Annotated in this window: 13 protein-coding genes and 1 pseudogene; 1 reads left to right on the top strand and 13 read right to left on the bottom strand. The window is 33.7% G+C overall.

The genetic code is table 11. The features are described 5' to 3' along the window. From VIG73_RS08945 to VIG73_RS09005, 13 genes and pseudogenes are all read right to left on the bottom strand, one after another. Window positions 1-432 (bottom strand): annotated as a pseudogene (locus VIG73_RS08945) (hypothetical protein); the annotation flags it as partial. A gap of 93 nt (window positions 433-525) precedes the next feature. After that, window positions 526-1,128, bottom strand: a complete 603-nt coding sequence (locus VIG73_RS08950; RefSeq protein ID WP_331641127.1) for a DUF4352 domain-containing protein — start codon at window positions 1,126-1,128, stop codon at window positions 526-528. 41 nt (window positions 1,129-1,169) lie between these two features. Next, window positions 1,170-1,772: a hypothetical protein gene (locus VIG73_RS08955; RefSeq protein WP_331641128.1), complete on the bottom strand. Its 603-nt coding sequence runs from the start codon at window positions 1,770-1,772 to the stop codon at window positions 1,170-1,172. Window positions 1,773-1,875: 103 nt separating this feature from the next. Next, on the bottom strand, window positions 1,876-2,484 hold the full coding sequence (locus VIG73_RS08960) for a DUF4352 domain-containing protein (RefSeq protein ID WP_331641129.1): 609 nt from the start codon (window positions 2,482-2,484) through the stop codon (window positions 1,876-1,878). 89 nt (window positions 2,485-2,573) lie between these two features. Next, window positions 2,574-3,218 (bottom strand): hypothetical protein, encoded by a 645-nt coding sequence (locus VIG73_RS08965; protein ID WP_331641130.1) that lies wholly within the window; start codon window positions 3,216-3,218, stop codon window positions 2,574-2,576. A 112-nt stretch (window positions 3,219-3,330) separates the two neighbouring features. After that, the gene (locus VIG73_RS08970; protein WP_331641131.1) at window positions 3,331-3,978 is read right to left on the bottom strand and encodes a hypothetical protein; all 648 of its coding nucleotides are present in this window, start codon (window positions 3,976-3,978) and stop codon (window positions 3,331-3,333) included. 240 nt (window positions 3,979-4,218) lie between these two features. Then, window positions 4,219-4,866 carry a hypothetical protein gene (locus VIG73_RS08975; RefSeq protein ID WP_331641132.1) on the bottom strand — a complete coding sequence of 216 codons (648 nt, stop codon included), beginning with the start codon at window positions 4,864-4,866 and terminating at the stop codon, window positions 4,219-4,221. A 17-nt stretch (window positions 4,867-4,883) separates the two neighbouring features. Next, a complete protein-coding gene (locus VIG73_RS08980) occupies window positions 4,884-5,489 on the bottom strand; it encodes a DUF4352 domain-containing protein (protein WP_331641133.1) in 606 nt (201 codons plus the stop codon). Window positions 5,490-5,522: 33 nt separating this feature from the next. Then, window positions 5,523-6,116 carry a DUF4352 domain-containing protein gene (locus tag VIG73_RS08985; protein WP_331641134.1) on the bottom strand — a complete coding sequence of 198 codons (594 nt, stop codon included), beginning with the start codon at window positions 6,114-6,116 and terminating at the stop codon, window positions 5,523-5,525. Between the two features lie 33 nt (window positions 6,117-6,149). Next, window positions 6,150-6,746 (bottom strand): DUF4352 domain-containing protein, encoded by a 597-nt coding sequence (locus VIG73_RS08990; RefSeq protein WP_331641135.1) that lies wholly within the window; start codon window positions 6,744-6,746, stop codon window positions 6,150-6,152. Between the two features lie 33 nt (window positions 6,747-6,779). After that, window positions 6,780-7,112, bottom strand: coding sequence for a DUF4352 domain-containing protein (locus tag VIG73_RS08995; protein WP_331641136.1), 333 nt, complete (start codon window positions 7,110-7,112; stop codon window positions 6,780-6,782). Further along, the gene (locus VIG73_RS09000; protein WP_331641137.1) at window positions 7,093-7,362 is read right to left on the bottom strand and encodes a hypothetical protein; all 270 of its coding nucleotides are present in this window, start codon (window positions 7,360-7,362) and stop codon (window positions 7,093-7,095) included. Before VIG73_RS09000 ends, VIG73_RS08995 begins: the two co-directional genes overlap by 20 nt. 526 nt (window positions 7,363-7,888) lie before the next feature. Further along, on the bottom strand, window positions 7,889-9,715 hold the full coding sequence (locus VIG73_RS09005) for a DUF6382 domain-containing protein (RefSeq protein WP_331641138.1): 1,827 nt from the start codon (window positions 9,713-9,715) through the stop codon (window positions 7,889-7,891). 113 nt (window positions 9,716-9,828) lie between these two features. Here VIG73_RS09005 and VIG73_RS15730 point away from each other — a divergent pair. Further along, window positions 9,829-10,102: prepilin peptidase (locus tag VIG73_RS15730; RefSeq protein WP_414648391.1), on the top strand; the 274-nt coding region annotated here is incomplete at its 3' end.

Here is a 10,102-nt window from a genome sequence, read left to right on the forward strand (position 1 = left end):
ATCTGTAATTTCAATAGAAGACATGATATCATCAGCTTTTAAATCCTGCTCACTTGTATTTTTTATTTTAATATCCAACAAAATAAACCCATAATCATAAGGTTCATTTCCATCTAGTTCAGATTCTATAATCTTTGCTGATGTTACAGTCAATTCATATGTTCCCAAAGTCGTATCAAATTTTCCTGTATCCCCTATTTCTAAATCTAATTGATCTTCTGTTTTGATTTCTGAGGTTCTTTTACCTGAATCACCATTATTGTCTTTTGAGTCATCATCTTTTTCAGCATCCTCGTTGTCTTTTCCATCATTATTTTCTTCATTAACTACATTGTTATCTGATTCCTTTACTTCATCTTTATCATCACTACATCCAGCAAGAATAAATGTACTGACAAGTAATGCTGTTAAAATTAAAGTTAGCTTTTTCATGTTATACACCTCTTGTTTCTGTTTATTTTAATATGATGTATGAACTTCTTTTTCGATATAAAATGTATTTCCCACATCCATTAAGGTTCTGTATTATTTTAGATTTGGATTTAGCAGTTGGAACCAGGTCTCATTGTCCTGCATTGGCTCATACGTTAATCTATAATAATCATGATCAGGACTCGCAGAAACATAGACTAGCTTTCCTGTTATTTCTTCTCCCGGAGCAAGCTCTTTTTCAAGCTCGTTAAAAAACATATCATCATACTCCGTCAGCTCCCCTCCTCCACCATCACCATATGTAAAATATGCCAAAAATCTTTCATTTGGTACATAAGCTTCATCACTAATATTCTTATATGTTACTTCTGCAACTAAAAATCCGCTTTCATCATAAGCACCCTCTAACAGTTCTTCTAATGGCACTCCATCTACTTCTTTAGTAATCTCAAAACTATTGACCGTAACTTCATATTCTAAATCAAACTTATCATTCTTTATTACAGCTGTTTCTCCAATCTGATAAACCGGAATTTCCCCATCAGACTCTTCTTTATTGTTATCATTATTTTCTTCTGTTGTATTTTCATTTTCTTTCTTATTGTCCGCAGTTGTATTTTCAGTGGTATTATTGTTCCCGCAAGCAGTTAAAATTAATAGTAGTCCGGTTATTAAAATGATTAAGATCCGCTTCATTTGAAAACCTCCATTAATCATTAATGATTGTAATAAAATTATTACTTTGCTTCATCTGCTGAGATTGTCCAAATCACTTGATTACTTACACCGCCTGCTACATTCCCTTCCATTTCCCTAAAATAATATTCATCGGATTCATAAGCATGTGTAATAAACTGCCCAGAGATTTCCTCACCTGGTTTGATAATTCCTGTTAATTCTTTTACACTTTCAAAGTTGTGAGCCTGATCAGGATGTCCCGATCCTTTAATATTATCTGTAACCTCCATAGAGTACATTAAGTCTTCCACATCTAAATCATGGTCACTTGTATTCTTAATAGATAAATTAATTAAGATTAAATAATCAAATTCTGACTCTACTCCATCTAATTCTTCTAATAATTCAGCGCTTTCCACAGTCATTTCATAAGTTCCAAGAGTTGTATCAAACTTACCTGTATCTCCAAGTTTTAAATCTAATTGGTCTTCGGTGGTGATTTCTGATGAACCTTTATCTGAATCGTTGTCTTTTCCATCATTGTTTTCCTCATTAACTACATTGTTATCTGATTCTTTTGTTTCATCTTTATCATCACTACATCCAGCAAGAATAAATGTACTGACAAGTAATGCTGTTAAAATTAGAGTTAGTCTTTTCATGTTATACACCTCTTGTATTCGTTTTAGTTATTTTAATATGATGTATGAACTTCTCTTTCGATATAAAATGTATTCCCACGTTTGGGCCATTAAGGGCTTTGTATTAGTTTAGATTCGGATTTGGTAGGTGGAACCAGGTTTCTCCGTCCTGCATTGGTTCGTAAGTTAAAGTAAAGTAATCTTCGATAGCTGCAGCAGATAAATACACTAATTTACCTGTTATTTCTTCTCCTGGAGCCAATTCTTCCTCTAGCTCTGGAAAGAACATATCGTCGTAGTCAGTTAATTCGCCACCGCCACCATCACCAGGTTGAAAAACAGGATAAAATCTTTCATTTGGCACATATGCTTCATCGCTAATATTCTTATATGTTACTTCAACTGCTAAAAATCCACCATCATCTTCAGGATCTGCATTGGCTACCAACTCCTCTTCTTTAACCCCGTTAATCTCCTTTGATATTTCAAAATTATTAACTGTAACTTCATATTCAAAATCAAACTTATCATTCTTGATTACCGTTGTTTCTCCAATTTGATAAACTGGAATTTCTCCATTAGGCTCTTCTTTATTGTTATCATTGTTTTCTTCTGTTGTATCTTCATTCTCTTTTTCATTATTCGCAGTTGTATTTTCAGTACTATTATTGCCACCGCAAGCGGTTACAATTAATAGTATTCCAGTTATTAAAATGATTAAGATTCGTTTCATTCGAAGATCTCCTATTTTTTAATAAAATTCTTAGCACATTTGATTGTGAGAATAGAAAGATTCTATTTAAATAATATTAACTTCCTTCACTACTTTGCTTCATCTGCCGGGATGGTCCAGATGATTTGGTTACTCCAACCCGCTGCTACGTTTCCTGTATCTTCTCTAAAGTAATATTCATCTGCTTCATAAATATGTGTAATAAACTGTCCGGTTATCTCCTCACCTGGTTTAATAATTCCTGATAATCCTTCGACACTTTTGAAGTTGTGGGATTGATCAGAATATCCAGACCCTTCTGTATCATGAGTAGCTTCCATAGAGTACATTAAGTCTTCCGCATCTAAATCGTGGTCACTTGTATTCTTAATAGATAAATTAATTAATATTAAATAATCAAACTGTGACTCTTCTCCATCCAATTCTTCTAACAATTCAGCGCTCTCCACGGTCATTTCATAAGTTCCAAGCGTTGTATCAAACTTACCTGTATCTCCTAGTTTTAAATCTAATTGGTCTTCTGTTGTGATTTCTGATGTGCTTTTACCTGAATCGCCATCATTGTCTTTTGAGTCATCGTCTTTTTCAACATCATCATTGGTTTTTCCATCATTGTTTTCCTCATTAACTACATTGTTATCCTGCTCTTTTGTTTCATTTTTACCATCACTACATGCAACTAGCATAAATGTACTGATAAGTAATACTGCTAAAATTAGAGTTAACCTTTTCATGTTATACACCTCTTGTTTCTGTTTATTTTAATATGATGTATGAACATCTTTTTCTATATAAAAGGTATTTCCTTCAACTCTTCTATTAATGGCTTTTGTACTGCCTAACATGTCAATCGCTTTTTGCTTCATCTGCTGGTATGGTCCAGATGACTTGGTTACTACTACCTCCAGCTACATTTCCTTCCATTTTCCTGAAATAATATTCATCGGATTCAAACATATGTGTAATAAACTGTCCAGAGATCTCTTCACCTGGTTTAATAATCCCAGTTAATTCTTTAACACTTTCAAAATTATGCGCTTGATCTCCAAACCCCGACTTCTCAATCTCTTTTGTGACCTCCATAGAATACATTAAATCTTCTACATCTAAATCGTGATCACTTGTATTCTTAATAGATAAATTAATTAAGATTAAATAATCGAATTCTGACTCTACTCCATCTAATTCTTCTAATAATTCAGCGCTCTCAACAGTCATTTCATAAGTTCCAAGTGTTGTATCAAACTTACCTGTATCTCCAAGTTTTAAATCTAATTGGTCCTCTGTTGTGATTTCTGATGTGCTTTTACCTAAATCATCATTATCTTTTGAGTCATCGTCTTTTTCAGCGTCTTCATTGTCTTTTCCATCATTGTTTTCTTCATTAACTACATTGTTATCTGATTCCTTTGCTTCATCTTTATCATCACTACATGCGACTAGCATAAATGTACTGATAAGTAATGCCGTTAAAATTAGAGTTAGTCTTTTCATGTTATACACCTCTTGTTTTTGTTTATATTAATATGATGTATGAACTTCTTTTTCGATATAAAATGTATTACTCACGTTTCGGCCATTAAGGGCTTTGTATTAGTTTAGATTCGGAAGGTCGAACCAGGTTTCTCCGTCCTGCATTGGTTCGTAGATTAAAGTAGTCTTCGATAGCTGTAGCAACTAAATAGACTAATTCACCTGTTATTTCTTCATCTTAAATAATATTAACTTCATTCACTACTTTGCTTCATCTGCTAGGATAGTCCAGATGACCTGGTTACTCCCTCCTCCTTCTACGATTCCAGACAATGTTCTAAAATAATATTTATCTGCATCATAAACTTCCGTTATAAATTGCCCAGAAAGTTCTTCATCAGGTTTTAATGTTCCGGTTAATCCTTCTACACTATCAAAAGCAGCAGAAGCATCCCCAAAGCCTGACCCATCTGGATTATCAGTAACCTCTAATGAAACCAATATATCATCTATTTCTAGATCTACATTACTTGTGTTTTTAACTTTTATGTCAAATAGAATAAAACCATCGAGCTGTGATTTAATTCCTTCATATTCTGAACCCAGTAACTTCGCCGAGGTAAGTGTGACTTCATATGTTCCAAGTGTTGTATCAAACTTACCTGTATCTCCAAGAGTTAAATCTAATTGGTCTTCTGTTGTTATTTCTGATGTGCTTTTACCTGAATCATCGTCATTGTTTTTTGAGTCATCGCCTTTTTCAACTTTCTCATTGTCTTTTCCATCATTGTTTTCCTCATTAACTACATTGTTATCTGATTCTTTTGTTTCATCTTTATCCTCACTACATGCGACTAGCATAAATGTACTAATAAGTAATGCTGTTAAAATTAGAGTTATTTTTTTCATGTTATACACCTCTTGTATTAGTTTAAATTCGGATTTGGTAGGTGGAACCAGGTTTCTCCGTCCTGCATTGGTTCGTAAGTTAACGTAAAGTAATCTTCGATAGCTGCAGCAGATAAATACACTAATTTACCTGTTATTTCTTCTCCTGGAGCCAATTCTTCCTCTAACTCTGGAAAAAACATATCATCATAATCTGTCAAAGATTCCCCACCACCTCCATATCCAAAATATGATAAAAATCTTTCGTTAGGTGTATAAGCTTCATCACTTATGTTTGTATACGTCACCTCAATAGCAAGAAAGCCCCCTTCATCATCTTCTTCTACATTAGTTACTAGCTCTTCAATACCAACTCCATTTACTTCCTTTGCAATTTCAAAGCTATTGACTGTTACCTCATAATCTAAATCAAAATCCTCACTATAAATTATCGCTGTTTCTCCAATCTGATAAACTGGAATTTCACCATCAGATTCTTCTTTATTGTTATTATTGTTTTCTTCTGTTGTATTTTGATTGTCTTTTTCATTATTCGCAGATGTATTTTCAGTACTATCATTGCCACCGCAAGCGGTTAAAATTAATAGTAATGAGGTTAGTAATATGACTAATATTCGTTTCATGAAGAAACCCTCCTCTTTGGTAACATCAAAAGATTATTTCTCTGGATTCGGAAGGATAAAATGAGTTTCTTCAGCTGACATAAATTCATATTTTAATGTAAATGTTTCCGAATCATCTAGAAGGATGACATATACTAAATGTCCTTCTAATTCTTCACCAGGGGCTAATTCTTTATCGCCAACTTCGAAAAAATCATCATCGGATGTTATCCCCCCTCTGTCGCCTTCTGATGCAAGGTTTGCTGAAAACATTTCATTAGGAACATACGACTCATCACTAATATTTCTTATAGTTACATCTACTACTGCAAAACGCTCATCTCCATGTCCACTAATTATATAATCTTCTATCTTAACGTCATCCACTTCTTTTGTTAAATTAAAATCTGTTACCGTTACTTCATAATCAAATTCGTATAAATCACTTGTAATAACGGCTGTTTCTCCAATCTGATAAACTGGAATTTCTCCATCAGTTGCTTCTTGATCGTCACCTTTTGTTTTTTCTAATGTAGTGTCATTCGCTTCATCACTATTCTCAGATGTATTTTCTGCGCCGTCACCGTCTCCACAAGCGGTTAAAATTAACAGTATTGCGGTTAGTAATATGATTAATATTCGTTTCATGTTGAAGTCCTCCTTTTTGGTAACATCAAAAGATTATTTCTCTGGATTCGGAAGGATAAAATGGGTTTCTTCAGCTGACATAAATTCATATTTTAATGTAAATGTTTCCGAATCATCTAGAAGGATGACATATACTAAATGTCCTTCTAATTCTTCACCAGGGGCTAATTCTTTATCGCCAACTTCGAAAAATTCATCCTCGGATGTCACCCCTCCCCTATCATTTTCTCTAGCGAAGTTTGCAGAAAACATTTCATTAGGAACATACGACTCATCACTAATATTTCTTATAGTTACGTCTACTACTGCAAATCTCTCAAGACCACTGTCCCCCACGTTCCAATAGTCTTCGAGTTTAACGTCATCCACTTCTCTTGTTAGATTAAAATCTGTTACCGTTACTTCATAGTCAAAACCATATAAATCACTTGTAATAACGGCTGTTTCTCCAATCTGATAAACTAGAATTTCTCCATCAGTTGCTTCTTGATCGTCACCTTTTGTTTTCTCTAATGTAGTGTCATTCGCTTCATCACTATTCTCAGATGTATTTTCTGCACCGTCACCGTCTCCACAAGCGGTTACAATTAACAGTATTGCGGTTAGTAATATGATTAATATTCGTTTCATGTTGAAGTCCCCCTTTTTGGTAACATCAAAAGATTATTTTTCTGGATTTGGAAGGATAAAATGAGTTTCTTCAGCTGACATAAATTCATATTTTAATGTAAATGTTTCCGAATCATCTAGAAGGATGACATATACTAAATGTCCTTCTAATTCTTCACCTGGAGCTAATTCTTTATCGCCAACTTCGAAAAATTCATCCTCGGATACGATTCCACCTAAATCATGCTTCCCAGCAAAGTTTGCAGAGAACATTTCATTAGGAACATACGACTCATCACTGATATTTCTTATAGTTACGTCTACTACTGCAAATCTCTCAGTGCCATTTGTTCCTACATTAAACTCTTCAATACTGACTCCATCCACTTCCTTTGTTAAATAAAAAATCTGTTACCGTTACTTCATAATCAAATCCATATAAATCACTTGTAATAATGGCTGTTTCACCGATTTGATAAACTGGAATTTCACCATCGACCTCATTTGTTTCTTCCGATTTATTATCATTGTCTATCTTTTTACCTACAGTTTCCGATTGGCTATCATCCTCACTACATGCGGACATCAAAAACATACTCGCTAATAATGCTGTTAAAATTAATGTTAGCTTTCTCATGATTTTTCACCTCTTAGTTATTGTTAATGTTTTATCAGAGAAGATTACATTAAACCTTCCTACACAATGGCTTCGCTTTGGCTTTTCACTCTTTTGTGATAAATGCATTTAATCTAATAACGTTCCATATCGATAGCCTTGCTCGTACTAGCTAGTCTAATAGCCATAAGTTTAATTGGAATAATTCAAATTATCCATATAATACACATACCATTTTTAGCCTGATTTGGTTTCATTTTTCAGAAAAATGATTCTTTATACCTAAATACATTTTCAATTTGTATTTCTTTTGACAGACTTAAAATAAACTTTTAGGATGAAATTCAGGTTTTTTGATAAACAAAGCATATTTTAAGCGACATAGAATACTCGCTCTGCAAAAAAGCCTCAGCGAAAATGCGACAGTTATTATCGATAACATGAGGAGATCATCAAGGATATAGCATTAATTTGGTGCCTATCATTTTAGTCTGTTATCAAATAAAAAAGCGGTAATTTCCAATGGATTTACCGCTTTTTAGTCGTATTATTCTTTCGTTTCCCATTTAAACGTGTAGTCTACCTTACCTATTCTGAATTGATCATCTTCGTTTAATTCATAAACTTTCAATGGGACGAGTGCCTTTCCATTTACACGAGTTCCATTTTTTGAGTCTAAATCCTTTATACCATATGTGTCTTCGTCGATTTTTACGATTTCAGCGTGCTTTCTTGATACACCAATCGTATCCTCTAAATAATTGGCTAAATCACTATTTCTTCCAATCATAAATTGATCTGAATCTACTATAATTTCGCTGACAGTGCCGTCTTCTGTTTCACGTATTAATATCGGTCGTATCTCTTCTTCAGCATAAACTGATTCGTCCAGTAAGACGGTATCATCTGACTCATCATCCAATAAAGCGGTATCCATACTAGTAGCCGCAATTGCTGGAGACATTTGCGCTTGAGAAGTAGCTTGTTTGACCGCTTCTTTCTGTGCAACGTTCGTTACTTGACTTGGTAGCGGCTGAACGATTTCTCGTTGTGTTTGAATTGGAGTTGCATGCTGATTGATTGTTTCACTTGGATTTTGCGACAATGATTCAGAAACATTTTGTAATTGGTTCTGTTGGATTGACTCTTGTCCAATCGGATGAACGGGTTGTTGCCTTTCTTGATGTTGTGATGGTATCGTGTCTGGAACCACCTGATGATCGTGTTGTTGGAAGTCGTGGTGTTGTTGTGGTGGTAATGGTTCGTGTTGTATCGGTTGTGCTGTAACATGATGATTTTGTTGATTGCCTTGTGCCATCGTATTCCATTCGAGTTGCTTCCTAGATTCGTTTGGTATCCCTTGTGCTGACTGTTGTTTAGCTTGTGGTGCTTGCTGATTCTGTTGATTGAGTTCCTCTTCAATTGGCTCTGTTTCAATTCGTTTTACACCCGGGCGCCATACTTTTAGGAAAATAAAGACCATAGCCATAATTAATAGAGTTGCAACGCCACTTACCAATAGCATGTCTTGCTTAGGTTGCATGCTATAAAACAACCAAATAATTATAATAGCTATCAATGCAGTACCAAACATATAAATTTTTGATTTTGTAGTTAACGGTGGCAGTTGATTTTTGGATTCTACTTTCTGATTGTTGTTATTTTTTTGCTGTTCTATATTAGTCTTTAGTTTATTCTTCAGCTTTTTTATTGGTTCTCCGTTTTTAGATGATTCCTTGTTTTTAATCTGTTTTCTAACATTTTCTTTACTTATTTGATTATTATTGGGATTTAAATAAGTTAGTTCTAGTAAAACTTCCTTTAATCCTTGGAGATTAAACATCTCACTATTAATGAACGTCATTAGTCGATTATGTTCTTCACCTTGCAACCCTTTCATCTGTCCTGCTATTTGCACTAACAATTGTTTTAACTCTTCCATTGTGCTTACATTTTTTTGTAAACTTTTTATAGGGACATATGTTAGATAAACATCACCGGCATGCTGACCAACATAAATAAAATTAGGATGTAAAATAAAATTATTTTGATTAAGTGTATATATTTTACTCTCTTCAAGTGCTTTCGTAATAGATAAAAAAAGTTGAGCGTAATCAATTGCTGTAGCATTTATATTTTGAAAGAATTTATCTAACGGTCTTAGTGAATCGATACGATAATGAACAGTAATATTTTGATTAAAGTCTACTTTTATAGGTAATATACGTGGAATTTTATTTGACTGAATGTTTTTCACCTGAATAACTTCCATGTCTTTAGCTTGTATAAATTGTTCATTAACTTTCGTTATTGAAATAGAACTTCCATCTTCTTGAATCTTCACTTCGTAAGCTAAATTATAGATGTTCTTCATAAAAACCTTCCTCCTCCCTTCATAAATATAAATGCTTATTTTGCAAATATATATATTTAACTATTCTAAATATGCTATAATATCATGGAATTTAAAACTTTGGAGTGATATTTATGTATTCTGCTTTTGTTTATGTACCACTTATCATAATTTTAGGGATAGCCACGTATACTGATCTTAAAGAACGTTTAATATACAACTGGCTCAATTTTCCTGGGATGTTGTATTTTTTGGTTTATCATGTCCTATTTAACACGAGTCATCTTTTGGTTTATATTTTAGGATTCCTTGTACTTGGTGGCGTTTCGTTTCTAATCGATTTGTTTACAAATTCTATTGGAGGGGGAGATATAAAATTATTTGCTTTAATCGGGATGGCCGTTGGTC

Origin of the sequence: Cerasibacillus sp. (assembly GCF_036516575.1) — a bacterium.
In the GTDB taxonomy this organism is placed as follows: domain Bacteria; phylum Bacillota; class Bacilli; order Bacillales; family Amphibacillaceae; genus Cerasibacillus.

What these genes read in the sequence shown, in the direction of transcription:
- VIG73_RS08990 (WP_331641135.1), bottom strand. Translation starts at nt 6,746, where the DNA reads ATGAAACGAATATTAATCATATTACTAACCGCAATACTGTTAATTGTA.
- VIG73_RS08960 (WP_331641129.1), bottom strand. Translation starts at nt 2,484, where the DNA reads ATGAAACGAATCTTAATCATTTTAATAACTGGAATACTATTAATTGTA.
- VIG73_RS08965 (WP_331641130.1), bottom strand. Translation starts at nt 3,218, where the DNA reads ATGAAAAGGTTAACTCTAATTTTAGCAGTATTACTTATCAGTACATTT.
- VIG73_RS09000 (WP_331641137.1), bottom strand. Translation starts at nt 7,362, where the DNA reads ATGAGAAAGCTAACATTAATTTTAACAGCATTATTAGCGAGTATGTTT.
- VIG73_RS08980 (WP_331641133.1), bottom strand. Translation starts at nt 5,489, where the DNA reads ATGAAACGAATATTAGTCATATTACTAACCTCATTACTATTAATTTTA.
- VIG73_RS08955 (WP_331641128.1), bottom strand. Translation starts at nt 1,772, where the DNA reads ATGAAAAGACTAACTCTAATTTTAACAGCATTACTTGTCAGTACATTT.
- VIG73_RS08985 (WP_331641134.1), bottom strand. Translation starts at nt 6,116, where the DNA reads ATGAAACGAATATTAATCATATTACTAACCGCAATACTGTTAATTTTA.
- VIG73_RS08970 (WP_331641131.1), bottom strand. Translation starts at nt 3,978, where the DNA reads ATGAAAAGACTAACTCTAATTTTAACGGCATTACTTATCAGTACATTT.
- VIG73_RS08975 (WP_331641132.1), bottom strand. Translation starts at nt 4,866, where the DNA reads ATGAAAAAAATAACTCTAATTTTAACAGCATTACTTATTAGTACATTT.
- VIG73_RS08950 (WP_331641127.1), bottom strand. Translation starts at nt 1,128, where the DNA reads ATGAAGCGGATCTTAATCATTTTAATAACCGGACTACTATTAATTTTA.
- VIG73_RS09005 (WP_331641138.1), bottom strand. Translation starts at nt 9,715, where the DNA reads ATGAAGAACATCTATAATTTAGCTTACGAAGTGAAGATTCAAGAAGAT.